This window comes from Blastococcus sp. CCUG 61487 (assembly GCF_005222955.1).
In the GTDB taxonomy this organism is placed as follows: Bacteria; Actinomycetota; Actinomycetes; order Mycobacteriales; family Geodermatophilaceae; genus Blastococcus.
Window position 1 is genome coordinate 1 of the sequence record NZ_LWUA01000090.1, and the last position, 25,315, is coordinate 25,315.

At 73.6% G+C, this 25,315-nt stretch carries 21 protein-coding genes and 1 tRNA gene; 7 read left to right on the forward strand and 15 right to left on the reverse strand.

Annotation, left to right across the window (positions count from 1 at the left end; translation table 11 throughout):
- The 11 genes from A6V29_RS21520 to argS all read right to left on the reverse strand — a co-directional run.
- On the reverse strand, window positions 1-160 hold a 160-nt coding region (locus A6V29_RS21520), incomplete at its 3' end, for an L-threonylcarbamoyladenylate synthase (protein ID WP_349642940.1).
- 132 nt (window positions 161-292) lie between these two features.
- Entirely contained in the window at window positions 293-1,741 is a 1,449-nt protein-coding gene (locus tag A6V29_RS06510) for a Stk1 family PASTA domain-containing Ser/Thr kinase (protein ID WP_249933065.1), read from the reverse strand.
- Between the two features lie 19 nt (window positions 1,742-1,760).
- Window positions 1,761-2,615, reverse strand: a complete 855-nt coding sequence (gene prmC / locus A6V29_RS06515) for a peptide chain release factor N(5)-glutamine methyltransferase (RefSeq protein WP_137159554.1) — start codon at window positions 2,613-2,615, stop codon at window positions 1,761-1,763.
- Window positions 2,612-3,682 (reverse strand): peptide chain release factor 1, encoded by a 1,071-nt coding sequence (gene prfA / locus A6V29_RS06520; RefSeq protein WP_137159555.1) that lies wholly within the window; start codon window positions 3,680-3,682, stop codon window positions 2,612-2,614. Before prfA ends, prmC begins: the two co-directional genes overlap by 4 nt.
- Before the next feature lie 83 nt (window positions 3,683-3,765).
- The gene (gene rpmE, locus A6V29_RS06525; protein ID WP_137159556.1) at window positions 3,766-3,996 is read right to left on the reverse strand and encodes a 50S ribosomal protein L31; all 231 of its coding nucleotides are present in this window, start codon (window positions 3,994-3,996) and stop codon (window positions 3,766-3,768) included.
- Between the two features lie 137 nt (window positions 3,997-4,133).
- A complete protein-coding gene (rho, locus tag A6V29_RS06530; protein WP_137159557.1) occupies window positions 4,134-6,125 on the reverse strand; it encodes a transcription termination factor Rho in 1,992 nt (663 codons plus the stop codon).
- Window positions 6,126-6,365: 240 nt separating this feature from the next.
- Window positions 6,366-7,313, reverse strand: coding sequence for a homoserine kinase (gene thrB, locus A6V29_RS06535; RefSeq protein WP_137159558.1), 948 nt, complete (start codon window positions 7,311-7,313; stop codon window positions 6,366-6,368).
- Window positions 7,310-8,383 (reverse strand): threonine synthase, encoded by a 1,074-nt coding sequence (gene thrC / locus A6V29_RS06540; RefSeq protein WP_137159559.1) that lies wholly within the window; start codon window positions 8,381-8,383, stop codon window positions 7,310-7,312. Before thrC ends, thrB begins: the two co-directional genes overlap by 4 nt.
- Window positions 8,380-9,687 (reverse strand): homoserine dehydrogenase, encoded by a 1,308-nt coding sequence (locus A6V29_RS06545; protein ID WP_137159560.1) that lies wholly within the window; start codon window positions 9,685-9,687, stop codon window positions 8,380-8,382. The genes thrC and A6V29_RS06545 overlap by 4 nt, the downstream gene beginning before the upstream one ends.
- Complete coding sequence (lysA, locus tag A6V29_RS06550; protein ID WP_137159561.1) at window positions 9,684-11,177, reverse strand: diaminopimelate decarboxylase; 1,494 nt, start codon at window positions 11,175-11,177, stop codon at window positions 9,684-9,686. Before lysA ends, A6V29_RS06545 begins: the two co-directional genes overlap by 4 nt.
- On the reverse strand, window positions 11,174-12,835 hold the full coding sequence (gene argS, locus A6V29_RS06555) for an arginine--tRNA ligase (RefSeq protein ID WP_137159562.1): 1,662 nt from the start codon (window positions 12,833-12,835) through the stop codon (window positions 11,174-11,176). Before argS ends, lysA begins: the two co-directional genes overlap by 4 nt.
- A 120-nt stretch (window positions 12,836-12,955) precedes the next feature.
- Between argS and A6V29_RS06560 the strand changes: the two genes are divergently transcribed.
- The 4 genes from A6V29_RS06560 (at window position 12,956) to A6V29_RS06575 (ending at window position 15,541) form a co-directional block, all read left to right on the forward strand.
- Window positions 12,956-13,735: a thioredoxin-like domain-containing protein gene (locus A6V29_RS06560; protein WP_137159563.1), complete on the forward strand. Its 780-nt coding sequence runs from the start codon at window positions 12,956-12,958 to the stop codon at window positions 13,733-13,735.
- Window positions 13,736-13,773: 38 nt separating this feature from the next.
- Window positions 13,774-14,439: a DUF305 domain-containing protein gene (locus A6V29_RS06565; protein WP_137159564.1), complete on the forward strand. Its 666-nt coding sequence runs from the start codon at window positions 13,774-13,776 to the stop codon at window positions 14,437-14,439.
- A gap of 56 nt (window positions 14,440-14,495) precedes the next feature.
- Window positions 14,496-14,567: transfer RNA gene (locus tag A6V29_RS06570), tRNA-Arg, on the forward strand.
- 77 nt (window positions 14,568-14,644) lie between these two features.
- Window positions 14,645-15,541 carry an alpha/beta fold hydrolase gene (locus A6V29_RS06575; RefSeq protein ID WP_137159565.1) on the forward strand — a complete coding sequence of 299 codons (897 nt, stop codon included), beginning with the start codon at window positions 14,645-14,647 and terminating at the stop codon, window positions 15,539-15,541.
- Window positions 15,542-15,553: 12 nt separating this feature from the next.
- Here A6V29_RS06575 and A6V29_RS06580 read toward each other — a convergent pair whose 3' ends face one another.
- The 4 genes from A6V29_RS06580 to A6V29_RS06595 are packed head-to-tail and all read right to left on the reverse strand — an operon-like array spanning window position 15,554 to window position 19,557.
- A complete protein-coding gene (locus tag A6V29_RS06580; protein ID WP_212719059.1) occupies window positions 15,554-16,324 on the reverse strand; it encodes an SDR family NAD(P)-dependent oxidoreductase in 771 nt (256 codons plus the stop codon).
- 9 nt (window positions 16,325-16,333) lie between these two features.
- A complete protein-coding gene (locus A6V29_RS06585; protein ID WP_137159566.1) occupies window positions 16,334-17,977 on the reverse strand; it encodes an ABC-F family ATP-binding cassette domain-containing protein in 1,644 nt (547 codons plus the stop codon).
- A 24-nt stretch (window positions 17,978-18,001) separates the two neighbouring features.
- Complete coding sequence (locus A6V29_RS06590; RefSeq protein WP_137159567.1) at window positions 18,002-19,072, reverse strand: adenylate/guanylate cyclase domain-containing protein; 1,071 nt, start codon at window positions 19,070-19,072, stop codon at window positions 18,002-18,004.
- Between the two features lie 14 nt (window positions 19,073-19,086).
- Window positions 19,087-19,557 carry a universal stress protein gene (locus A6V29_RS06595; RefSeq protein ID WP_249933067.1) on the reverse strand — a complete coding sequence of 157 codons (471 nt, stop codon included), beginning with the start codon at window positions 19,555-19,557 and terminating at the stop codon, window positions 19,087-19,089.
- A 22-nt stretch (window positions 19,558-19,579) separates the two neighbouring features.
- Here A6V29_RS06595 and A6V29_RS06600 point away from each other — a divergent pair, with 22 nt between their 5' ends.
- The 3 genes from A6V29_RS06600 to A6V29_RS06610 all read left to right on the forward strand — a co-directional run bounded on the left by A6V29_RS06600 (window position 19,580) and on the right by A6V29_RS06610 (window position 25,310).
- Window positions 19,580-20,680: an ABC transporter ATP-binding protein gene (locus A6V29_RS06600; RefSeq protein WP_349642939.1), complete on the forward strand. Its 1,101-nt coding sequence runs from the start codon at window positions 19,580-19,582 to the stop codon at window positions 20,678-20,680.
- On the forward strand, window positions 20,677-21,435 hold the full coding sequence (locus A6V29_RS06605; RefSeq protein ID WP_137159569.1) for an ABC transporter permease: 759 nt from the start codon (window positions 20,677-20,679) through the stop codon (window positions 21,433-21,435). The genes A6V29_RS06600 and A6V29_RS06605 overlap by 4 nt, the downstream gene beginning before the upstream one ends.
- Window positions 21,436-21,530: 95 nt before the next feature.
- Window positions 21,531-25,310: a multifunctional oxoglutarate decarboxylase/oxoglutarate dehydrogenase thiamine pyrophosphate-binding subunit/dihydrolipoyllysine-residue succinyltransferase subunit gene (locus A6V29_RS06610; RefSeq protein WP_249933068.1), complete on the forward strand. Its 3,780-nt coding sequence runs from the start codon at window positions 21,531-21,533 to the stop codon at window positions 25,308-25,310.
- Window positions 25,311-25,315 lie beyond the last annotated feature (5 nt).

The window sequence follows — 25,315 nt, forward strand, 5'->3', positions numbered from 1 at the left end:
GCGGCTGCAGGACCAGGCCGGCCAGCGTCGACGCCTCGCCGATGAGCACGGGCACCGGCATGCCCCGGCCCCGGTTCTTCGCCGCCAGCAGCGCGGTCACCGCCGTCGGGCTGAACGCGTCGGCCGCCACGCCGTACACGGTGTCCGTCGGCAGCAGCACCAGCCCGCCGGCGCCCAGGGCCGCGGCCGCGCGTCCAGGCCGGCGCGCGCGCCGCGGGATCGGTGCAGTCGTAGGTCTCGGCCACGGGGAGGCAGTCTCCCACCGGCGCCGAGGATCCCGTCGGCCGGTGCGTCAGTCGTCGCCCCGGCCGCCGTTCCCGCGGCCTCCGCCACGGCCGCGCTCGCCCCGTTCCCCGTCGCCGCGGCCGCGGTCGCCGCGGTCTGCGTCACCCCGGCCCCGCTCGTCCCTGTCCTCGTCGTCGTCCTCCTGGCCTCCCTCGTCGACAGGCGCCGGAGGGGGCGTGGAGGCCGGGGCGGGGATCGGGATCGGGGGCACGGCGTAGCTCACGCGCACGACGTCGCCGGGAGCCAGCACCCCAGCCGGGTCGACCCCGGTGACCACGCCGCCGGGCACCTCCCCCGTCTCCACCGTCAGCAGCTCGACCTGCAGCCCGCGGGCGAGCAGCTCGGCCTGCACCTCGCTCACCTGACGGCCCAGGAACGCCTCGGCCAGCACCTCGATGCCGGCCGGCTCGCTGATGTCGGCGGGCTCCGCGGCCACGGGCGCCGCCTCCTCGTCGCGCAGCGCCGCGACCAGGCCCACGGCGCCGACGACGAGCAGCACGGCCAGCAGCGCCGCGACCGGCAGCGCCCACCGCCGGCGGCGTCGCGGAGCGGGTGGGGTCTCCGTCGTCCACGGCAGGGCGGGGAGGACGGCGGTGACCGCCGGTCCAGCGGTCACCGGCGCGCCGGCGAGCACGCGGTCCACGGCGTCGCGCAGGGCCGCTCCGTCGGGGAAGCGCACGGACGGGTCCTTGGCCATCGCGCGCTCGACCAGGGACCTGACCGCGGGAGGGACGTCGTCGGGCAGGGGTGCGGGGTGGTCGCGGATCTGCATGACGGCGACCTGCACCGCGCTCTCGCCCTCGAACGCCCGCCGGCCGGCCAGGCACTCGTAGGCCACCGCGCCCAGGGCGTAGACGTCGCTCGCCGGGGTCGCGACCTCGCCGGACGCCTGCTCCGGGGAGAGGTAGTGCGCCGTCCCGAGCACCTGGCCGGTGGCGGTGAGCCCGACGCTGGAGGCCGACCGGGCGATGCCGAAGTCGGTCAGCTTCACCCGCCCGTCGCGGGCGACGAGCAGGTTGGCCGGCTTGATGTCGCGGTGCACGACGCCGGCGGCGTGCGCGGCGGCCAGCCCCTCGGCGGCCTGGCGCAGCACGTCGAGCGTCCGCGGCACGCCCAGCCGCGGCTCCCGGCGCAGCACCTCGGCGAGAGACTCCCCCTCGACCAGTTCCATCACCAGGAAGGCCGTCGGCGCCCCACCGGGAGGTCCCGGGACCTCGCCGTAGTCGAAGACCGCGGCGATGTGCGGATGGGTGAGGACGGCGGCGTGCTTGGCCTCGGCGCGGAAGCGGGTGCGGAAGGTCGGGTCACCGGCGTACTGTTCGCGCAGCACCTTCACCGCCACGGGGCGGTCGAGCAGGGTGTCGCGAGCGCGCCAGACCTGTCCCATGGCGCCGCCGGCGATGAGCCCGCTCAGCTCGTACCGGTCCGCCAGCAGGTCGTCCCGCTGTCCTGCCACTGGTCCTCCGCTCCTCGGGTCAGCCGAGCCTGGCCGTGGTGAAGCGCGGCCGGCCGGCCAGATCCGGGTGGTCCTCGACGTCGGTGTACCCGCCGTGGGCCCGGACCAGCGCCGGGAGCGCCGTCCCCTGCTGGTCGGCGTGCTCGATCCCGAGCCAGCCGCCCGGACGCAGCAGGCGCGCGGCGACGCCCAGCATGCCGCGGACCACGTCGAGCCCGTCCGGGCCGCCCCACAGTGCCAGCGGCGGGTCGTGCTCGGCCACCTCCCGCGGCACGCGGGCCCCGTCCGGCACGTAGGGCGGGTTGGAGACGACGACGTCGACCCGCCCGTCGAGCTCGCCGAGCAGCGCGGGATCGGTCATGTCGCCCTCGACGACGCCGACGGGGGTGTCCCCGGCGCCGATCCGGGACAGCGCGTTGTGCCGGGTCCACGCGATCGCCCCCGGATCGCGCTCGACGGCGGTGACCCGCGCACCCGGGTGCTCGTGCGCGATCGACAGCGCGATGGCACCCGAGCCGCTGCCCAGGTCGACCACGACGGGGCCGTCGAGGCCGGTCAGCCGCTCGAGCACCCACTCGACGAGCAGCTCGGTCTCCGGGCGCGGCACGAAGACGCCGGGGCCGACCGCCAGCTCCAGGTGCCGGAACGCCGCGCGACCGGTCAGGTGCTGCAGGGGCACCCGGTCGGTCCGCTGCGCGAGGAGCTCCTCGAACCGGGTCGCGGCGTCGACCGGGACGTCGTCCAGGGTGAGCAGCCGCGCGCGGGGCACCGCGAGGACGTGCGCCAGGAGCAGCTCGGCGTCCACCCGCGGCGACTCCACCCCGGCCTCGGCCAGGGTGCGGGCGGCGCCCGCCAGCAGTTCCCGCGGGCTCAGGAGCCGGCCGCCAGCAGCTCGGCGGTGTGCGCGCTGCTGAGCGCGTCGATCACCGCGTCCAGGTCGCCGTCGAGCACCTGGTCGAGGTTGTGCGACTTGTAGCCGACGCGATGGTCGGAGATCCGGTTCTCCGGGAAGTTGTACGTGCGCACCCGCTCGCTGCGGTCCACGGTGCGCACCTGGCTGCGCCGCTGGTCGCTGGCGGTCGCCTCGGCCTCCTCGCGGGCGACCGCGAGCAGCCGGGAGCGCAGGACGCGCAGCGCGGACTCCCGGTTCTGCAGCTGGCTCTTCTCGTTCTGCGAGCTCACCACGATCCCGCTGGGCAGGTGGGTGATGCGCACGGCGGAGTCGGTGGTGTTGACGCTCTGCCCGCCCGGCCCCGAGGACCGGAAGACGTCGATGCGCAGGTCGTTCGGGTCGACGGTCACGTCGACCTCCTCGGCCTCGGGCAGCACCAGGACGCCGACGGCCGAGGTGTGGATGCGGCCCTGGCTCTCGGTGGCGGGGACCCGCTGGACGCGGTGCACGCCGCCCTCGAACTTCAGCCGGGACCAGATCCCCTCGTCGCCACGGCTCTTGATCGCGACGGCGACGTCCTTGTAGCCACCGAGCTCGGCGTCGACGGCGTCCAGGACCTCGGTGGCCCAGCCGCGGCGCTCGGCGTACCGCAGGTACATCCGCAGCAGGTCGCCGGCGAACAGCGCGGACTCCGCCCCGCCCTCCCCCGCCTTGATCTCGAGGATGACGTCCTTGTCGTCGTCGGGGTCCTTGGGCAGCAGCTGCTCGCGCAGCCGGTCCTCGAGCTCCGGGATCCGCTGCTCGAGCGCCGCGACCTCTTCGCGGAACGAGGAGTCCTCGGAGACGAGCTCGCGGGCGGCGGCGAGGTCGCCGCGGGCCTCGTCGAGGGCGCGGGCGGTCTCCACCAGCGGGGCGAGCTGGGCGTAGCGCCGGCCCAGGCGTCGGGCGCGGGCCTGGTCGGCGTGCACGGCCGGGTCGGCGAGCTCCTGCTCGAGCGACGCGTGCTCGACGAGCAGGTCGGCCAGCCGGTCGGGCGCTGGGCTGCTCATCGGCTCACTCCTGCGTGCGGTCGGGTCCGGACACGACGACGGCGCCCGTCCCACGCGAGGTGGGACGGGCGCCGTCGGTGGTGCTACTTGTCTGCGGTGGCTCCGGCGTTGCGCTTGCCGAAGCGCTTCTCGAAGCGGGCCACGCGACCGCCGGTGTCGAGGATGCGCTGCTTGCCGGTGTAGAAGGGGTGGCAGGCGGAGCACGTCTCGACGGTCAGCTGACCGGTCGGCGAGGTGCTGCGGGTGGTGAAGGTGTTGCCGCAGCCGCAGGTCACGGTGGTGACGTTGTAGGCCGGGTGGATGTCGGGCTTCATGACTGCTGCCTCTTCTTGGAAGTCTGGGTCGTCCGGTGTGCGTCAACGCCGGGGCCCGGGGGGCGATTCCCGGCCGCGCCGACGGGGCTCGGTCGACCAGTATCCCTGGTCGGCGAATCCCGCCGGCGCAGGGGGTCTCAGCTGTCCGGACCCAGCGTCGTCTTCTGGATCTGCATGAGGAACTCGACGTTGTTGCGCGTCTTCTTCAGCTTGTCCAGCAGCAGCTCGAGTGCCTGCTGCGGCTCCAGGGCACCGAGCACCCGGCGGAGCTTGATCACGATGGCCAGCTCGTCGGGCGACATGAGGATCTCCTCCTTGCGCGTGCCCGACGCGTTGACGTCGACCGCCGGGAAGACCCGCTTGTCCGCCAGCCGGCGGTCGAGCTTGATCTCGGCGTTCCCGGTGCCCTTGAACTCCTCGAAGATGACCGTGTCCATCGTGGAGCCGGTCTCGACCAGCGCCGAGGCGATGATCGTGAGCGACCCGCCGTTCTCGATGTTGCGGGCAGCACCCAGGAAGCGCTTGGGCGGGTAGAGCGCCGTGGAGTCGACACCACCGGAGAGGATGCGCCCGCTGGCGGGGGCCGCCAGGTTGTAGGCGCGGCCCAGGCGGGTGATCGAGTCCAGCAGGACGACCACGTCGTGACCCATCTCGACCAGGCGCTTGGCCCGCTCGATGGACAGCTCGGCGACGGTGGTGTGGTCGGCCGGCGGCCGGTCGAAGGTCGAGGCGATGACCTCGCCCTTCACCGAGCGCTGCATGTCGGTGACCTCCTCGGGCCGCTCGTCGACGAGGACGACCATGAGGTGGCATTCCGGGTTGTTCCGGGTGATCGCGTTGGCGATCGACTGCAGGACCATCGTCTTGCCGGCCTTGGGCGGCGACACGATCAGCGCGCGCTGCCCCTTGCCGATCGGCATGACGAGGTCGATGACCCGGGTGGTGAGCTGGTGCGGCTCGGTCTCCAGCCGCAGGCGCTCCTGCGGGTAGAGCGGCGTCAGCTTGGTGAACTCGGGCCGGTTGCGGGCCTGCTCGGGGTCCAGCCCGTTGACGGTGTCGAGGCGGACCAGCGCGTTGTACTTGTCCTTGCGCTCGCCCTCCCGCGGCTGGCGGACCGCGCCGGTGATCGCGTCACCGCGCCGCAGTCCGTAGCGGCGGACCTGCGACAGCGACACGTAGACGTCGTTGGGGCCGGTCAGGTACCCGGAGGTGCGGACGAACGCGTAGTTGTCCAGCACGTCCAGGATGCCGGCGACGGGCAGCAGGACGTCGTCCTCGGTGATCGTGGGCTCGCCCTGGTCGAAGCGGTCCCGGCCACCGCCGCGCTTGTTGCGGTCGCGGTAGCGGCGGCCGCGGCGACCGCGCCCGCCCTCGAAGTCGTCGTCGTCCTCGTCGGTGCTGGGGCCGCGACCACCGTCGTTGCGGTTGTCGGTGCGGTTGCCCGGACGACCGTCGCGGTCGGTGCGGTCCCCGCGGTCGGGTCCGCGGTTGCCACCGTCCCGGTTGGCGCCGTCCCGGTTGGCGCCGTCCCGGTTGGCGTTGTCCCGGTTGGCGTTGTCCCGGTTGGCGTTGTCCCGGTTGGCGTTGTCCCGGTTGCCGCCGTCCCGCTCGTTGCGGTTGCGGTTCCGGGTGCGCTGCGGGCGGTCCCCGTCGCGGTCGTCGTCCTGCTGGTCGGCGCCGGCCGGGTCGGCGGACGCGGCGCGCTCCCCCTCCTCGGCGGCGGGGGCAGCGGTCGTCTCGACCGACGGGGAGCCGGCCGGGCGGCTGGCTCCGCGTCGGGTCCGGGTGGGGGCGGCGTCGCCACCACCGGTCAGCGGGCCACTGTTGGCGCCACCGCTGACCGGCGCCTCGAGCGGCGCCGCGGTGGCGGCCTCCGACCGGGGGGCCGGGGCGCTCTCGCCGCCGACCTGGCGCGCGGAGATCGCGGCCACGAGATCGCTCTTGCGCATCCGGCCGGTGCCGGGGATGCCGAGTTCGGCAGCCAGGCGCTGCAGTTCCGGCAGCAGCATGCCGGACAGTCCGGTGCCGCGGCGGCGGGCACGACCCGCCTGCCCAGAAGCGGCAGTGTCCTCGGTCGCGCCGGCGGCGTCCTGCGCGCCGGTCGTGACGAGGTCGGTGCTTTCGCTCACGTACAGGTCCTTCCCTGCGGTGACCTGCGCGTCCCAGCGCAGGGGGTGCACCGCTCCCTGTGGACCCGGGCATGAGGCAGGGGCGCAGAAGGAAGCGGGTGGAGAAACACGGGGCGGATCAACGGCGAAGATCGTCGGCTTCGGCCCCGCACGAGGCTCGCCCGAGTGGGCGGCTACGCCGTGAGCCTAGACGGCGGCCCACGACGAGGACAACACCGGGGTTCCCCAGCGTGTTCCTCGTTATCGAGACGATACCTCTCCGCTGTCCGGCAGCACCGTGGCCCCGCCGGTGTCGACGTCCAGCGGACGCATCCGCCAGCCGTGCGGGACGAGGGCGGGGAGCCGGCTCACCGCGTCGTCGCCGGCCGGGTCGTCGGGCTGCCGGCGCGTCAGCACGAGCAGGCTCGGCCCCGCCCCGGAGACGACGGTCGGGAACCCCGCGGCCCGCAGCCGGTCCAGCAGGGCGAGGGACTCCGGCATGGCCGAGGTGCGCTGGCGCTGGTGCAGCCGGTCCTGCGTGGCCTCCATCAGCAGCCCCGGCCGAGCGGTCAGCGCGTGGACGAGCATCGCGGTGCGACCGGCGTTGAACGCAGCGTCCGCGTGCGGGACCAGCTCGGGCAAGAGGTCGCGGGCGACGTGGGTGGACAGCGTCGTCTCCGGGACGAGCACCACCGGCCGGACCTCCGGGTGGACCGACAGCGTGTCCGCGATCGGGCCGTGCTCGGTCTCCCAGCTCAGGGTCGCGCTGCCGAACAGGCAGGCGGCGACGTTGTCAGGGTGGCCCTCCATGGCGGTGACCAGCCGCAGGACGGCGTCGCGGTCGATCTCCTCGACATCCGGGCAGAGCGCCCACGCCCCCAGCGCGCCGGCGACGACGGCGGCGGCCGACGAGCCCATCCCCCGCCCCTGCGGGATGGTGTTCTCGGCCCGGACCCGCAGCCCCGGCGTCGACCAGTCCAGCTCGGCGCACGCGGCCCGGAAGGCCCGCACGACCAGGTGCGACTCGTCGGTGGGCAGCTCACCCGCTCCCACCCCGGTGACCTCGACCTCCAGCCCTGCGGGCGCGATCGCGAACTCCAGGACGTCGTGGCAGGCGAGGGCCAGGCCCGCGCAGTCGAAGGCCGGCCCGAGGTTGGCGCTGGTGGCCGGGACCCGGACCCGGACGACGTCCCGCCGCGGCGTGGTCACAGCCCGAGCTGGGCGGCGGCCGCCGCCGCGTCGACCGGGACGGTGGTCGGCGCCGGCGCACCGGAGATGGCCCACTCCGGGTCCTTGAGGCCGTTGCCGGTGACCGTGCAGACGATCCGCTGGCCGGGCTCGAGCTCACCGGCAGCGTGCACCTGCAGCAGGCCCGCGACCGACGCGGCCGAGGCCGGCTCGACGAAGACGGCCTCGCTGCGGGCCAGCAGCCGGTAGGCGGCGAGGATCGCGCGGTCGGTGACCGCGTCGATCCGGCCGCCGGACTCGTCACGGGCGGCGAGGGCCTTCGTCCAGGAGGCCGGGTTGCCGATCCGGATCGCGGTGGCGATCGTGCTCGGGTTCTCGACGACCTGACCGCTGACGATCGGCGCGGCGCCGGCGGCCTGGAACCCCCACATGCGCGGCGTCCGGGTGGCGGGCCCGGGAACCTCCGACGAGTCGCAGTACTCGCGGTAGCCCTGCCAGTAGGCGGTGATGTTGCCGGCGTTGCCGACCGGCAGGCAGTGGATGTCCGGGGCGTCGCCGAGGACGTCGACGATCTCGAAGGACGCCGTCTTCTGGCCCTCGATCCGGTACTGGTTGACGCTGTTGACCAGGCTGACCGGGTAGTCGATCGCCAGCTTGCTGGCGAGTGCGAGGCAGTCGTCGAAGTTGCCGTCGACCTGCAGGAGACGGGCGCCGTGGACCAGGGCCTGCGCGAGCTTGCCCATCGCGATCTTGCCCTGCGGCACGAGCACCGCACAGGTGAGCCCGGCCCGCGCCGCGTAGGCGGCGGCGCTGGCGCTGGTGTTCCCGGTCGAGGCGCAGATGACCGCCTTCGACCCCTCCTCGACGGCCTTGGTGATCGCCATCGTCATGCCGCGGTCCTTGAACGAGCCCGTCGGGTTGGCCCCCTCGACCTTGAGGTAGACCTCGCACCCGGTCCGCTCGCTCAGCTCGCGGGCCCGCAGCAGCGGCGTCGCGCCCTCCTGCAGCGTGACGACAGGGGTGCTGTCGCTCACCGGCAGCCGCGACCGGTATGCCTCGATCAGCCCGGGCCACCCCGGCGATGCGCTCATGACAGCCCCTCCACGCGCAGGACGCTGGTCACGCCGCGGACGGCGGGCATGTCGCGCAGGGCGGCGATGGTGGCCGACAGCGCCGCGTCCGGGGCGCTGTGCGTGACGAGGACGAGGGTCGCGGCGTCGTCCCGGCCGTCCTGGCGGACGGTCGAGATGCTCACGCCGTGGTGAGCGAACTCCTGGGCGACGGTGGCCAGCACACCCGGCTTGTCCGCGACGTCGAGGCTCACGTGGTACCGCGTCGGCGTCTCGGCCATGGGGCGGACGGGCAGCGCGGCGTAGCCGGTGGGGCCCTGCCCGGAGGCGCCGGCCACCCGGTTGCGGGCCACCGCGACGAGGTCACCGAGGACGGCGCTGGCGGTCGGTTCGCCCCCGGCGCCCTGGCCGTAGAACATGAGCTGGCCGGCGGCCTCGGCCTCGACGAACACCGCGTTGAACGCGCCGCCGACCGAGGCCAGCGGGTGCGTCGTCGGGATCATCGCGGGGTGGACGCGCACGGCCACGGAATCGGACGCCGCTCCGCCGTCCGGCTTGTCCGTCACCCGCTCGCAGATGGCCAGCAGCTTCACCGTGCAGCCGATCTCCGCAGCGCGCGCGACGTCGGTCGCCGTCACCGCGGAGATGCCCTCGCGGTGGACGTCGGCCGCCGACACCGGGGTGTGGAAGGCCAGCGACGCGAGGATCGCCGCCTTGGCCGCGGCGTCGAACCCGTCGACGTCGGCGGTGGGATCGGCCTCGGCGTAGCCGAGCTCGGTGGCCTCGGCGAGCGCCTCGGCGAAGCCGGCGCCGGTCTCGGCCATGCGGGACAGGATGTAGTTGGTCGTCCCGTTCACGATGCCGACGACGCGGCGCAACTGGTCGCCGGCGAGGGACTCCCGCAGCGGCCGCAGCAGCGGGATCGCCCCGGCGACGGCGGCCTCGTAGTACAGGTCCACCCCGGCCGCGGCGGCCGCGGCGTGCAGGCCCGGCCCGTCCTCGGCCAGCAGCGCCTTGTTCGCGCTGACCACCGACTTGCCCGCCTCGAGCGCGGCGTAGAGCAGGCTGCGCGCCGGCTCGATGCCGCCGATGACCTCGACGACGAGGTCGACGTCGTCCCGCCGCACCAGCGCCGCGGCGTCGGTGGTGAGCAGGTGCTCGGGGACGTCGGTGTGGTGCGCGGGGCGGCGGACGGCGATGCCGGCCAGCTCCACCGGCCGGCCGATGCGGGCGGCGAGGTCGTCGGCCTGCTCCTCGATCAGCCGCTGCACGGCGCTGCCCACGGTCCCGCGGCCCAGCAGGGCCACCCTCAGCGGCGCCGTCACGACCGGGCTCCGGCGGGGTGCTCGGGGGCGGGTTGGTCGACCGCCGGCGAGGACGCGGGGCGGTCGGCGAGGACGGCGTCGAGGGCGAACACGTCGGACAGTGTCTGACGACGGACGATCTCGGTGGCCACCCCCTCCCGTACGGCGACCACCGGCGGCTTGAGCAGGTAGTTGTAGTTGCTCGCCATCGACCAGCAGTAGGCGCCCGTCGCGGCCACCGCGAGCAGGTCGCCGGCGACGACGTCCGACGGCAGCCACAGGTCCCGCACCAGCACGTCCCCGCTCTCGCAGTGCTTGCCCACGACCCGGCACAGCGCGGGCGGGGCGTCGGACACCCGGTTGGCCAGCACGCAGGTGTAGCTCGCGTCGTAGAGCGCGGTGCGGATGTTGTCGCTCATCCCGCCGTCGACCGACACGTAGTTGCGGACCGTCGGGATGCCGGGCGCGCTGCCGCCGCCCAGCCGCACCGGCTTGATCGTGCCGATCTCGTAGAGGGTCACGGTGCCGGGGCCGGCGATCGCGCGGCCCGGTTCGACCGCCAGGCGCGGCACCGGCAGCCCGAGCGCGGCGCACTCCGAGGCGACGACCGCCCGCAGCCGGGCGGCGACGTCGCCGGGGCCGACCGGGTCGTCCTCGGGGACGTAGGCGATGCCGAACCCGCCGCCGAGGTTGAGCTCGTCCAGCAGCTCCCCGGTCGCCTGGTGGACCTGGCCGAGCAGCCCGACGACCCGGTGCGCGGCGGCCTCGAAGCCGGCGGTGTCGAAGATCTGCGAGCCGATGTGGCTGTGCAGGCCGGCCAGGCGCAGCGCCGGCTCGCGGATGACCCGCACCGCCGCGGTGAGCGCGTCCCCGGTCGCCAGCGAGAAGCCGAACTTCTGGTCCTCGTGCGCGGTGGCGATGAACTCGTGCGTGTGCGCCTCGATGCCGACCGTCGCGCGGATGAGCACCGGGACCGGTGCGCCGCCCTCGGCCACCCGGGCGGCCGCCAGCGGAGCCAGCCGGTCGATCTCGTCGAACGAGTCGAGCACGATGTGGCCGATCCCGGAGTCGACGGCCAGCTGCAGCTCGACCAGCGACTTGTTGTTGCCGTGCAGGGCGATCCGCTCGGCCGGGAAGCCGGCCGCCAGGGCCAGCGCCAGCTCGTTGCCGCTGCAGGCGTCGAGGTGCAGCCCGTCCTCGGCGATCCACCGGGCGACCTGCCCGCAGAGGAAGGCCTTGGACGCGTAGTGCACGTCGGCACCCTCGAACGCCGTCGCGAAGTCGGCGGCCCGCCCGCGGAAGTCGGCCTCGTCGAGCACGAACAGCGGGGTGCCGTGCTCGCGGGCCAGGTCGGTGACCGCTCGGCCGGCCAGGTGCAGCTCGCCGTCGACCCGGGTGGCCGACCGCGGCCAGATGTCCGGGTCGAGGGCACCGAGGTCGACCGGCGGCGCGCCGGCGGGCGAGGGCTGCTGGATGCTGCCGTGCAGGGGCCCGGCGGGGTGCGCTCTCACATCCGCTCCGGAGCGGTCACGCCGAGCACGGCGAGCCCGTTGCGCAGCACCGTCGCCGTCGCAGCGCACAGGGTGAGGCGCGCGCGGTGCAGCTCGCCCGGCTCCTCGTCGCCCATCGGCAGGATGCGGCAGGAGTCGTAGAACCGGTGGTAGGTGCCGGCCAGCTCCTCCAGGTAGCGGGCCACCCGGTGCGGCGCGCGGAGCTCCGCGGCGGCGGTGACGACCTTGGGGAACTCGCCGATCGCGCGCAGCAGCGCGTTCTCCCGCTCGTGCGCGAGCAGCGTGACGTCGACCCCCGCCCCGCCGTCGAGCGCGAGGCCGAGGTCGGCGGCGTTGCGCAGCACCGACGAGATGCGGGCGTGCGCGTACTGGACGTAGAAGACCGGGTTGTCGTTGCTCTTCCGGCTCCAGAGATCGAGGTCCAGGTCGATCTGCTGGTCGACCGAAGCACGGGCCAGGGCGTAGCGGGCCGCGTCGGAGCCCACCGCCTCGACGAGGTCGTCGAGGGTGACCACCGTGCCGGCGCGCTTGCTCATCCGCACCGGCTGCCCGTCGCGGACCAGGTTGACCAGCTGGCCGAGCAGGATCTCCAGGTTGACCTCGGGGTCGTCGCCGACGGCGGCCGAGAGCGCCTTGTACCGGCCCACGTAGCCCGCGTGGTCGGCGCCCAGCATGATCACGACCTTGTCGAACCCGCGGTCGCGCTTGTCCAGGTAGTAGGCGCAGTCGGCGGCGAAGTACGTGGGGGCGCCGTCGCTCTTGATCAGCGGCCGGTCCTTGTCGTCGCCGAAGTCGGTGGTCCGCAGCCAGACCGCGCCCTCGGCGTCGTAGACGTGCCCGTGCTGCCGCAGGCGGGTGATCGCCTTCTCCAGGGCGCCGCTCTCGTGCAGCGTGCGCTCGCTGAAGTAGACGTCGAAGACGACGCCGAACTCGGCCAGCGTGCGCTTGATCTCGGCGAACATCAGCTCGACGCCGCGCACCCGGAAGCGCTCCTGCTGCTCGGCGTCGGGCAGCTCGAGCAGCCCCGGCTCGGCCTCGACCACCTGCCGCGCGATCTCGGCGATGTAGTCGCCCACGTAGCCGTCCTCGGGCGCCGGGCGGCCGTGGGCGGCCGCCATGAGGCTGAAGGCGAACCTGTCGATCTGCGCGCCGGCGTCGTTGAAGTAGTACTCCCGGGTGACCGAGGCGCCGCTGGCCTCCAGCAGCCGGCCCAGGGCGTCGCCGACCGCGGCCCAGCGGGTGCCGCCGATGTGCACGGGCCCGGTCGGGTTGGCCGAGACGAACTCCAGGTTGAGCTTCTGGCCGGCCAGGTTGTCGGTGCGGCCGTACGCCTCGCCCAGGGCGACCGCCCGCACCGCGATCGTGCCGAGGGCGCCGGCGGCCAGGGTGATGTTGAGGAAGCCCGGCCCGGCGACGTCGGCCGACGCGATGCCCTCGTGCGCGCGCAGCTCCTCCGCCAGCACCTCGGCCACCTCGCGCGGCGGCCGGCCGGCGGGCTTGGCCAGCCGGAGGGCGATGTTGGTGGCGTAGTCGCCGTGCGCGCGGTTCTTCGGCCGCTCGAGGACGACCTCGGCGGGCACCTCGACGGGCAGCGCGCCGCGGTCGACGACCGCGCCCACGGCGGTACGGACGACGTCCTGAAGCTGCTCGGGTGTCACCGCACGAGCGTACTGACCGGTGCCTGCGGGTTCGCGCCCCTGCCCGCGGCATGCAGGAGACGCCCAGGTTCGCGACCTAGACTCGCTGCCGCATCGTGCACCCGCACTCGAGGAGTGGCCTTGGCCAAGGACCGCAAGCCCGACGACGGCCGCGCGCGCGGCAGCGCGACCCGGTCGGGAGCCGGCGGGAGCACCGGACGCGCCAAGGCGGGCGGCAAGGGCGGCCGCACCCGCCCGCCGACGCAGGCGGTGGCGGACGCGCAGAAGCGGCCCTGGGCGCTCATCGCCGGCGCGATCGCCGTCGTCGTCTTCGCCGTCGGCGCCATCGGCCTGGCGGTGTGGCAGGTGAACGAGGCCGAGGCCGGCAAGGTCTCCTCGGTCGACGAGATCGCCGGCATCGAGACGTGGGAGGGCCTGTCCCAGGAGCACGTCACCACGCCGGTCGACTACGAGCAGTCGCCGCCCGTGGGCGGCCCTCACGACCCCGAGTGGGCCGACTGCACCGGAACGGTCTACGACGTCGAGATCCGCCCCGAGAACGCGGTGCACAGCCTGGAGCACGGCGCGGTCTGGATCACCTACGACCCGGAGGTCGTGTCCGACGCGGACATCGAGACGCTGGAGCGGCTGGCCGACGAGCCGGGCCGGATGCTCTCCCCGTACGCGGGCCAGGACTCGCCGATCAGCATCCAGAGCTGGGGGCACCAGCTCAAGGTGGACAGCGCCGTGGACGAGCGCCTCGAGCAGTTCGCCGACCTGCTCACCTTCGCGGCGAACCTCGAGCCCGGCGCGACGTGCTCGAACCCGCGGTTCATCGAGCAGCCCCGGTTGGCCGGCGAGGGGTCTGCCGGGACGCCGGAGGCCACCGACATGGGTGAGCCGCCGTCGGACGGCTCCTGACACCCGCTGACGCAGGACCCGACCGAGGAGGTGGCACCGTGAGCTCGACCGCACCGCGCTCGCTCGCCCGTACCGCCCTGCTCGCGGTGATCGCCGTGTCGCTGGTCCTGATCGGCGGCGGGCTCGCCGTCGCGCTGGGCATCGGCCGCGAGACGCCGACGCCGTCGGACGACTCCGTCGACGCCGGCTTCGCGCGGGACATGGCGCGGCACCACCTGCAGGGGGTGCTGATGGCCGACCTGGTGCCCGACCGCAGCGAGGACCCCGAGGTCGAGCTGCTCGCCTACGACATCTCCTCCACCCAGAACAGCCAGGTCGGACGGATGCAGGGCTGGCTGGACCTCTGGGGGCTGCCGCTGAGCGGTGGCGACACGATGGCCTGGATGGGCGAGGAACACGCCGACCACGGCGCCTACGACCCGGAGAGCACCGACCGCGGGGCGCTCATGCCGGGCATGGCGACCGAGGCGGAGCTGGCGAACCTCCGCAGCCTGACCGGGACCGAGTTCGACGTCGAGTTCCTCCGGTTGATGATCCGGCACCACCAGGGCGGGTTCGAGATGGCCGAGTTCACCGTCGAGCGCGCCGATGTGGAGGCGGTCCGCGACCTCGCCCAGGGGATCGCGCAGAGCCAGGCGACGGAGACCCAGTACATGCTCGACATGCTCGCCGCGCGGGGTGGCACCCCGCTCCCCGAGCCGTGAGGGCCTCCCACCGGTGGCGTCCGGTCGGCTGATACGTTCTTCTCCGCACGACACGAGCCCCCGTAGCTCAGGGGATAGAGCACTGCCCTCCGGAGGCAGGGGCGCAGGTTCGAATCCTGCCGGGGGCACTCGTATCGGCGGTCCCGGACCGCGTCGCAGAGGGCAGTGACCGGCGTCTCATGCGCCTGCACTAGCGTCCGCAGCCATGGAGAGCAGCGGGATCGCGACCGTCACCGTCGGCGACATCGACCTGGCCTACGAGACCTTCGGCGACGAGGCGGGGATCCCGCTGCTGCTGGTCAGCGGCCTCGGGTCGCAGATGATCAGCTACGCCGACGAGCTCTGCGCCGGCTTCGCCGAGCGCGGCATGTACGTCATCAGGTTCGACAACCGCGACGTCGGGCTGTCCACGCACCTGCACTCCGCGGGCATCCCGCGCCTGGGCGACGTCCGCCGCGGGGACCGCTCGAGCGTCCACTACGAGCTGGCGGACATGGCGGCCGACACCGCCGGGCTGATCGAGGCGCTCGGCCTGGAGTCGGTGCACCTGGTCGGGGTCTCGATGGGCGGGATGATCGCCCAGCGGGTCGCCATCACCTATCCGGAGCGGGTCCGCAGCCTCACGTCGATCATGTCCACCACGGGCAACCGGTCGGTCGGCGGCGCGACCGAGGCCGCCCAGGCGGTGCTCTACGCGCCGGCGGCGCACGACCGGGAGTCCGCGATCGCCCGCCAGCTCCAGTCCTCCCGGGTGATCGGCTCCCCCGGCTTCCCGTTCGACGAGGAGGCCATCCGCGCGCGGGCCGGCCTCGCCTACGACCGGGGACACGATCCGGCCGGGGTGGCGCGGCAGATGGCCGCCATCGTCACCAGCCCCGACCGGACCGAGGACCTCGGCCGGGTGTCGGTCCCGACGCTGGTGATCCACGGGGCGGACGACGCCCTGGTGGACGTCTCGGGTGGCCGCGCGACCGCCGCCGCGATCCCCGGGGCGGAGCTGGTGGTCATCGAGGGCATGGGCCACGACCTGCCGCGCCAGCTGTGGCCGGAGTTCACCGACCGGATCATGGCGCTGGTCGGCCGGGTGGAGGGCCAGGTCTGACCTGCCGGCGGGTCAGCTGGTCAGCAGCCCGCCCTCGACGGGGAGCGTCGTCCCGGTGACGTAGCCGCCGGCGTCGCTGACCAGGAAGATCAGCGCGGTGGCCAGCTCGCGCGGGTCGCCGGCGCGGCCGACGAGCACCCGGCCCATCTGCGCGTCGAGGTAGCCCTCGGGGTACTGCTCGGTCATCTCGGAGGCGAAGAACCCCGGCGCCAGCGCGTTGACCCGGATGCCCTTGCGCCCGGTCCACTGCTGCGCGAGGTCGCGGGTCAGCCCGATCAGCCCGGCCTTGCTGGCGGCGTAGGCGGCCTGCGGCAGCCCGGCGGTGGTGAGCCCCAGGATGCTGGAGATGTTCACGATCGAGCTGCCGGGCCGCATCACCCGCGCGCAGGCCTGGGCCATCCAGTAGCAGCCGTTGAGGTTGACGTCGATGACGGAGCGGAACTGCTCGGCGGTCTCGCGGGTGGCCGGCACGGCGGTGCCGATGCCGGCGTTGTTCACCAGGACGTCGACCCGGCCGAACTCGCGCATCGCGGCGTCGACCAGGCCCTGGCAGTCCTCGGGGACGGCGACGTCGGTGCGGACCGCGATTGCCCGCCGCCCGGTCGCCTCCACCGCCCGCTGGGTCTCGGCCAGCCGGTCGGTGCGCCGGGCGCCGAGGACGACGTCCGCCCCCGCCTCGGCCAGCGTCGTCGCGAAGACCGCCCCCAGGCCGGAGGACGCCCCCGTGACGACGGCGACCCTCCCGTCGAGGCGGAACATGTCCAGGATCGTGGGCTCGCTCACGAGCCGAACCTATCGGCCGGCCTCCCTGACCTGCCCGTCGGCGACCTCCAGCCGCCGGGTGGTGTGCACCGCGTCGAGCATCCGGCGGTCGTGGGTGACCAGCAGCAGCGTGCCCTCGTAGCCGACCAGCGCCTGCTCCAGCTGCTCGATCGCGGCCAGGTCGAGGTGGTTGGTCGGCTCGTCGAGCACCAGGACGTTGACGCCGCGGGCCTGCAGCAGCGCCAGGGCGGCGCGGGTGCGCTCGCCGGGTGAGAGCGTCTCCGCCGGCCGCAGGACGTGCTCCGCGGTGAGCCCGAACTTCGCCAGCAGGGTGCGCACCTCCGCCGTCGGCCAGTCGGGTACCTCCGTGCCGAAGGCGTCCACCAGCTGCTCGGGGCCGAGGAACCGCGAGCGCGCCTGGTCGATCTCCCCGATCCGCACCGACGGGCCGAGCGTCGCCGTCCCCTCGTCCAGCGGGGCCCGGCCGAGCAGCGCGGCCAGCAGCGTGGACTTGCCCGAGCCGTTCGCGCCGGTGATCGCCACCCGGTCGCCCCAGTCCACCTGCAGGTCGACAGGTCCGAGCGCGAAGCCACCGCGCCGGACGACGGCCCCGCGCAGGGTCGCAACCACCGCCCCGGCGCGGGGGGCCGCGGCGATCTCCATCCGCAGCTCCCACTCCTTGCGGGGCTCCTCGACCACGTCGAGCCGCTCGATCATGCGCTGCGTCTGCTTGGCCTTGGCCGCCTGCTTCTCCGACGAGGCGCGGTTGGCGGCCTTGATGTGCTTGTCGCCGTCCTTGGACTTCTTGATCGAGTCGCGGACCCCCTTGGCCATCCAGTTGCGCTGCATCCGCGCGCGGGCCTCCAGCGCCGCCTTGGTGTCGGCGAACTCCTCGTACTCCTCGCGGGCGTGCCGCCGGGCGACCTCCCGCTCGGCGAGGTAGGCCTCGTACCCGCCGTCGACGACGCGGACGAGCTGCTGGGCCAGGTCGAGCTCGACGACGCGGGTGACGGTGCGGGCCAGGAACTCGCGGTCGTGGCTCACGACGACGATGCCGGCCCGCGAGCCGGCCACGAACCGCTCGAGCTGATCGAGGCCCGCCAGGTCGAGGTCGTTGGTCGGCTCGTCGAGCAGCAGCAGGTCGTAGCGCGACAGCAGCAGCGAGGCGAGCCCCACCCGGGCCGCCTGCCCGCCGGACAGCCCGGTCATCGGCGCGTCCAGCGCGACCCCCGGTGCGACGTCGGCGACCACCTCGGCGGCCCGCTCCTCGAGGTCGGCCCCGCCCAGCGCCAGCCAGCGGTCGAGCGCCTCGGCGTAGGCGTCGTCGGCGCCGTCCTCCCCCGCGCTCAGCCGCTCGGTCGCGTCGTCGAGCTCGGCCTGCGCGGCGGCGACGCCGGTGCGGCGGGCGAGCGCGGCCAGCACCGTCTCCCCCGGCCGCCGTTCCTGCTCCTGCGGGAGGTGGCCCAGCGTCGCCGACGGCGGGCTGAGCACGACGCTGCCGGAACCGACGGGCAGCTCCCCGGCCAGCGTGCGCAGCAGGGTGGACTTGCCGGCGCCGTTCACCCCGACCAGCCCCACGACGTCACCCGGGGCGACGACGAGGTCCAGATCCGCGAACAGGACGCGCGCGCCGTGGCCGGCGGCCAGGCCGCGCGCGACGAGGGTGGCACTCACGGCCACAGCGTCCCACCCGGAGGATCACTCCTCGTCGAAGGAGTCCTCGTCGTAGCCGCTCTCGTCGTAGCCGCTCCCGTCCGTGGCGTCCTCGGTGCTCCGCCGGCGGACCAGCCACGGCTGCAGGTGGTCGTACCCGCGCACCGAGACGCGGCGCAGCGGCCGGACCTCGTACTCGGGCAGCTGCCGGATCCGGTCGGCGAGGTCGCGGTCCACCAGCAGCGTGCCGGGTCGCGCGAGGGAGGTCAGCCGGGCGGCCAGGTTCACCACCGGCGAGTAGATGTCGCCGAGCCGGGTCAGCACCCGCCCGTAGGCGGCGCCGACGCGCAGCGGCAGCCGCTCCTCGGACTCCCACGCCTGGGGGAGCAGCAGGCCGATCTCCACGGCGTCCACGGCGGTGGCCGCGGAGAACAGGACGCCGTCGCCGGCGGTCTTGACCACCCTCCCGTGGTGCCGCGCGATCACCTCCGCGGCCATGCTCTCGAAGTCCTCGACCATCTGGCCGAGCTCCTGGCCACCCATCCCGCGGCTGCGCGAGGTGTAGCCGACGAGGTCCACGAAGCCGACCGCCAGCTCGCGCCGGTCCCCCGGGGTACCGGCGGCGAGCAGCCGCTCGGCGTTGGCGGCGAGGTGCCGGCGCCACACGTAGTCCTGCATCTCCCGCAGCCGCGGGAGGAGCGCCTCGGCGGCCGCCACCACCGCGTCCGCCGAGGCCACCGGTTCGTCCGGGTCGCCACCGGCGCCGGCGCCGCGCGCCAGGGCGTCGGCGAGCATGTCGGTCTGCCAGTCGGCCAGCCGGGCCAGCGACTGCCCCATGACCCGCGCGATCGAGGCCTCGTCGTACGGACCGACGAACCCCGACCGGATGAGCGTGGACAGCACCTCCAGCGCCCGCACGTCGGCGTCGGTGAACGCCACCGCGTCGTCCGCGGCGTCGGGGAAGCCCAGCGCGCGCCACAGCCGCTGGGTGCGGGACGACGGCATCCCCGCCATCTCGGCGACCTGGAGCCGCGTGTAGCGCCGCGGGCCGTCGAGCAGCAGGCGTTCGAGCGCTTCACGCGCCTCGCGACCCGGATCCTCCCCCGGTTCTCCCATGCGGCGGCGGTACCTCAGCCCGTGGTGTGGACGACGAGGACGTCGACGGCGGACCTGCGGGTGGCGTCCGCCGGCACCGAACCGAGCAGCCGCCCCTTGATGCCGGCGAGCCCGCGGTTGCCGACGACGAGCAGGTCGGCGTCCTCCCGCCGGACCACGTCGAGCAGCGCCTCGACCGGCGATCCCTCGACCGCCAGGGTCCGCACGTCCGTGGCGCCCGCGGCCCGGGCCCGCTCGCTCGCCGTGCGGACGGTCTCCTCGGCGGGGTTCGACCCCACGATCTGGTAGGCCTCGTCGCGGAGCACGTCCTGGGCCCGGGAGAGCTCGCGGTCGTCGGCCTCGGTGGGCAGGTAGGCGCAGGCGATGACCAGCGTGGCGCCGCAGGCGCCGGCCAGGGCGCCGGCCCTGGCCACGGCCCGCAGGGAGGACTCGGAACCGTCGGTGCCGACGACGACCGTGCGGTAGGCGTTCGCGGTGTCGCTCACGGCGGGGACTCTATGTGACCGTGTGCCGCGGGTCACCTGGGCCGGGGGCCGCTCCGGTGCGGCACGCCGAGCCGCGGGCCACCCACCGCGACGCGCGGAGCGTGCGCTTGGATGGACGGCGACCGCCGACGAGGAGGAGTACGTCATCAGCACCCGATCGATCGCGGCCGGCGACCCCTTGCGGGTCGAGGTGCGCGGACTGACGAAGTCCTTCGGGGCGGTCCGGGCGGTGAGCGATCTCGACTTCACCGTGGAGCCGGGTCAGGTCACCGGCTTCCTGGGCCCCAACGGGGCGGGCAAGACGACGACGCTGCGCATGGTGCTGGGCCTCATCCGTCCCGACGCCGGGACCGCGACCTTCAACGGCACCCCCTACGTCGAGCTGCCGAACCCCACCCGCTCGGTCGGCGCGGTGCTGGAGACCGCCTTCCACCCGGCGCGGTCGGCCCGCAACCACCTGCGGGTCTACTGCCGCGCCGCCGGCCTCCCGGTCGAGCGCGCCGACGAGGTGCTGCGCCAGGTCGGGCTGACCGACGCGGCGGGTCGCAAGGCCGGCGGCTACTCGCTCGGCATGCGCCAGCGGCTGGCGCTGGCCACCGCCCTGCTCGGCGACCCCGGCGTCCTCGTGCTCGACGAGCCGGCCAACGGCCTGGACCCCGAGGGCATCCAGTGGCTGCGCGGATTCCTGCGGCACCTCGCCCACGACCAGGGGCGCACGGTCCTGGTCTCCAGCCACCTGCTGTCCGAGGTCGAGCAGACCGTCGACCGCGTCGTCATCGTCGGCGCCGGGCGGCTGGTGCGCGAGGGTTCGATGGCCGACCTGCGCGCCGGGGCCGCGGGCGGCGGCACGGTGCTCGTGCGGAGCCCGGAGGCACCGCGGCTCGCGGAGGTGCTGCGCGGCCAGGGCGCCCAGGTGACGCCGGGCACCGACGGCTCGCTCACCGTCACCGGCCGGACGTCGGCCGAGATCGGCCACTCCGCCTTCACCGCCGGCGTGGAGCTGCACGAGCTGCGCACCCACACCAGCGGCCTCGAGGAGATCTACTTCCAGCTCACCTCCGGCCAGGAGCAGTTCTCCGCGCCGTCGCCCGGCGCTCCGGTTCCCCAGGGAGTGGCCCGATGATCGCCCTCGTCCGCGCCGAGTGGACCAAGCTGTTCAGCACCAGGGTGTGGCTGGGGCTGCTCCTCGGCTCGATCGTGATGGTCGCGGCGTTCTCGCTGTTCTTCACCGCCTTCGCCGGGGAGCCCGAGAGCGGTCTGCCCGCCGTCGGCACCCGGGACTTCGAGGACCTCGCCCTGTCCACCGCGGGGCAGAGCGCCAACATCCTCTTCCTCATCCTCGGCATCATCGGGATGACGCAGGAGTACCGGCACCGGACCGCGACCCCGACGTTCCTCACCACACCGCGGCGCGGCCTGGTCGTCATCGCCAAGCTGATCGCCTACGCGCTCGCGGCCGCCGTCTTCGCCGTGGTCGTCGTAGCCGTCAACTACGTGACCGTGGCGATCCACGCCGGCGCCCGGGGTGCGGCGCCCGCGCTGGACGGCGACAACCTGACGACGCTGGCCAGCTCCCTGCTGGTGCTGGTCATCTACGCGGTGATCGGTGTCGGGCTCGGCGCCCTGCTGCGCAACCAGGTCGGCGCCATCGTCGGCGGGCTGGTCTACCTGTTCGTCGTCGAGCCGATCATCAGGTCGGTGCCGGCCACCGCCGGTGCGTTCAAGTGGCTGCCCGGTGGCGGGCTCGAGGCGCTCACCGCCACGTTCGAGGGGCCCGACCTGCTCGCGGCCTGGCAGGGCGGCCTGCTGCTGCTCGGCTACGGCCTGCTCGCCGCCCTGCTCGGCACCCTGCTGGCCGTCCGTCGCGACGTCGTCTAGCCCCCTCACCAGCGGGCCGGCCGGGTGTCGTTCACACCCGGTCGGCTCGGCCGCGCGGGCGTAGACTCCCTAGCGGACCAGCGCTTCCACCAGACGTGACCCCAGAGACGAAGAAGGCACTCGACCTCGTGTCAACCGTGAACTCCTCCCGGCCCTCCGCCCCGTCCCCGGTGACCGGATTCGGCACCAACGAGTGGCTGGTCGAGGAGATGTACCAGCAGTACCAAGCCGACCCCTCGAGCGTGGACCAGGCGTGGCACGACTTCTTCGCCGACTACCGCCCGGGCAGCCCGGTCGACGGCGGTGCCGCGCGCGCGAGCGACGCCGGCGCGAAGACCGGCGCGCAGACCGACGAGAAGCCCGCCGCCCCGGCCCAGCCCGCCGCCACGCCGCGCACCGAGCCGCAGTCCGAGGGCACCGTGGTCCACCGCGCCGCCGACCGCACCGACCAGCAGACCAAGGCCGCGCCGGCCCCCGCGCCGAAGAAGGCGGCCCCTGCACCGACGCCCGGCGGCTCGCAGTCGCCGCTGCGCGGTGCCGCCGCCGCCGTCGTCAAGAACATGAACGCCTCGCTCACCGTGCCCACGGCGACGAGCATCCGTGCGGTCCCGGCGAAGCTGCTGGTCGACAACCGCATCGTCATCAACAACCACCTGGCGCGCGCCCGGGGCGGGAAGGTCTCCTTCACCCACCTCATCGGCTACGCCGTCGTCCGGGCTCTCGACGCCTTCCCGAACATGAACAGCGCCTACGCCGAGGTCGACGGCAAGCCGGTGCACATCCAGCCGGAGCACGTGAACTTCGGCCTGGCCATCGACCTGCCCAAGCCCGATGGTTCGCGGTCGCTCGTCGTCGCCTCGATCAAGGGCGCCGAGGAGATGGACTTCGCCGCCTTCTGGGCCGCCTACGAGGACATCATCCGCCGCGCGCGGAACAACAAGCTCACCCTCGAGGACTTCTCGGGCACGACCATCAGCCTGACCAACCCGGGCACGATCGGCACCAACCACTCGGTGCCGCGACTGACCGCGGGCCAGGGCGCGATCATCGGCGTCGGGGCGATGGAGTACCCGGCCGAGTTCCAGGGGATGAACCCCGACGCGCTCACCGAGATGGCCGTCTCGAAGATCATCACGCTCACCTCGACCTACGACCACCGCATCATCCAGGGCGCCGAGTCCGGCGACTTCCTGCGGCGCCTGCACGGTCTGCTGCTGGGTGAGGACGGCTTCTACGACAAGGTCTTCAAGTCGCTGCGGATCCCCTACGAGCCGGTGCGCTGGATGCCGGACGTCCGGATCACGCGCGAGGGGCAGATCGACAAGGAAGCCCGGGTCATCGAGGTCATCGAGGCCTACCGGCGCAACGGCCACCTCATGGCCGACACCGACCCGCTCGAGTTCAAGGTCCGCACCCACCCCGACCTCGATATCCTCGAGCACGGCCTGACGCTCTGGGACCTCGACCGCAAGTTCCCCGTCGGCGGGTTCGCCGGGGAGAAGCTCATGGCCCTGCGCGACATCCTGGGCGTGCTGCGCAACTCCTACTGCCGCACGGTCGGCGTCGAGTACATGCACATCACCGATCCCGAGGAGCGCGAGTGGCTCCAGCAGCGGATCGAGGTCAAGCACGACCAGCCCGACCGCGAGAAGCAGAAGCACATCCTCGGCCGGCTCAACGCCGCCGAGGCGTTCGAGACCTTCCTGCAGACCAAGTACGTCGGCCAGAAGCGGTTCAGCCTCGAGGGTGGCGAGTCGGTCATCCCGATCCTCGACGAGGTGCTGATCGCCGGCACCGACCACGGCCTCGACGAGGTCGCGATCGGCATGGCGCACCGCGGCCGGCTCAACGTGCTCGCCAACGTCCTGGGCAAGAGCTACGCCAAGATCTTCGGCGAGTTCGAGGGCAACATCGACCCCGGCACGGTCCAGGGCTCCGGTGACGTGAAGTACCACCTGGGTGCCACCGGCCGGTTCAAGAACCCGTTCCGGCCCGACGCCGAGATCGCCGTCTCCCTGGCCAGCAACCCGAGCCACCTCGAGACGGTCAACCCGGTGCTCGAGGGCATCGTGCGTGCCAAGCAGGACATGATCGACAAGGGCGAGCAGGGCTTCACGGTCATGCCCGTGCTGCTGCACGGCGACTCCGCGTTCGCCGGCCAGGGCGTGGTCGCCGAGACGCTCAACCTCTCCCAGCTGCGGGGCTACCGCACCGGCGGCACGGTGCACGTCGTCATCAACAACCAGGTCGGCTTCACCACGAGCCCGACCGCCGCCCGGTCGAGCCTCTACTCGACCGACGTGGCGCGGATGGTCAACGCCCCGATCTTCCACGTGAACGGCGACGACCCCGAGGCCTGCGTCCGGGTGGCGCGCCTCGCGGTGGAGTACCGGCAGGCGTTCAAGAAGGACGTCGTCGTCGACCTCGTCTGCTACCGCCGCCGCGGGCACAACGAGGGCGACGACCCGTCGATGACCCAGCCGCAGATGTACGACATCATCGACCGCAAGCGCTCGGTCCGGAAGCTGTACACCGAGGCGCTGGTCGGCCGCGGGGACATCACCCTCGAGGAGGCCGAGGAGGCCCTCAAGGACTACCGCGGCCAACTCGAGCGAGCCTTCGCCGAGACCCACGACGCGCAGGACTCGTCGAAGCCCACCCCGACCATGGACCCGCGCACTCCCCAGCAGTCCACGATCAAGACCGCGATCAGCCGTGAGGTGCTCAAGGCGATCGGCGACGCCCACGTCTCCTTCCCGCCCGACTTCACCCCGCACCCGAAGCTGCAGAAGATGCTCGAGAAGCGCGCCGCGATGGCCAGCGAGGGCAACATCGACTGGGCGATGGGCGAGCTGGTGGCATTCGGTTCGCTGCTGATGGAGGGCGTCCCGGTCCGGCTCGCCGGCCAGGACTCGCGCCGCGGGACGTTCGTCCAGCGCCACTCGGTGCTCATCGACCGTGAGACCGGCGCGGAGTACACCCCGCTGGCCAACCTGACCGAGGACCAGGCGAAGTTCTTCGTCTACGACTCGCTGCTCAGCGAGTACGCGGCCGTCGGCTTCGAGTACGGCTACTCGGTGGCCAACCAGAAGGCACTGGTGCTCTGGGAGGCGCAGTTCGGCGACTTCGTCGACGGCGCCCAGATGGTCATCGACGAGTTCATCAGCTCCGGTGAGGCCAAGTGGGGTCAGCGCTCCGGCGTCGTCCTGCTGCTGCCGCACGGCATGGAGGGGCAGGGCCCCGACCACTCCAGCGGCCGACCCGAGCGGTTCCTGCAGCTGTGCGCCGAGAACAACATGACCGTCGCCAACTGCTCGACCCCGGCGAACTACTTCCACCTGCTCCGCCGGCAGGCGCTGGCGGAGGTGCACCGGCCGCTGGTCGTGTTCACCCCGAAGTCACTGCTGCGCGCCAAGGCAGCGGTCAGCCAGGTCGACGACTTCCTCGAGGCGTCGTTCCAGCCGGTGCTGCCCGACCCGGGCGTCGGCGGGGAGCCGCTGGAGGACTCCGCCGTCCGCAAGGTGCTGCTCTGCACCGGCAAGGTCGCCTACGACCTGGGGGCCAAGCGGGAGTCCGAGGGCATCGCGGACGTCGCGATCGTGCGCGTGGAACAGCTCTACCCGCTGCCGGGTGAGCAAATCCGCGCGGAGCTCGAGCGCTACCCGAACGCGAGTGACGTCGTGTGGGTCCAGGAGGAGCCGATGAACATGGGCGCCTGGCAGTTCATGGCGATCAACCTGCCCGAGCACCTGCCGGAGGGCCGCACGTTCCGACGGGTCAGCCGGCGGGCGTCGGCCAGCCCGGCGGTCGGCTCGGCGAAGGTGCACGACGTCGAGCAGCGCCAGCTGGTCGCCGAGGCGTTCGCCGACCGGTAGCCGCG

What these genes read in the sequence shown, in the direction of transcription:
- A6V29_RS06605 (WP_137159569.1), top strand. Translation starts at nt 20,677, where the DNA reads ATGATCGCCCTCGTCCGCGCCGAGTGGACCAAGCTGTTCAGCACCAGG.
- A6V29_RS06575 (WP_137159565.1), top strand. Translation starts at nt 14,645, where the DNA reads ATGGAGAGCAGCGGGATCGCGACCGTCACCGTCGGCGACATCGACCTG.
- rpmE (WP_137159556.1), bottom strand. Translation starts at nt 3,996, where the DNA reads ATGAAGCCCGACATCCACCCGGCCTACAACGTCACCACCGTGACCTGC.
- A6V29_RS06590 (WP_137159567.1), bottom strand. Translation starts at nt 19,072, where the DNA reads ATGGGAGAACCGGGGGAGGATCCGGGTCGCGAGGCGCGTGAAGCGCTC.
- thrC (WP_137159559.1), bottom strand. Translation starts at nt 8,383, where the DNA reads ATGAGCGCATCGCCGGGGTGGCCCGGGCTGATCGAGGCATACCGGTCG.
- prfA (WP_137159555.1), bottom strand. Translation starts at nt 3,682, where the DNA reads ATGAGCAGCCCAGCGCCCGACCGGCTGGCCGACCTGCTCGTCGAGCAC.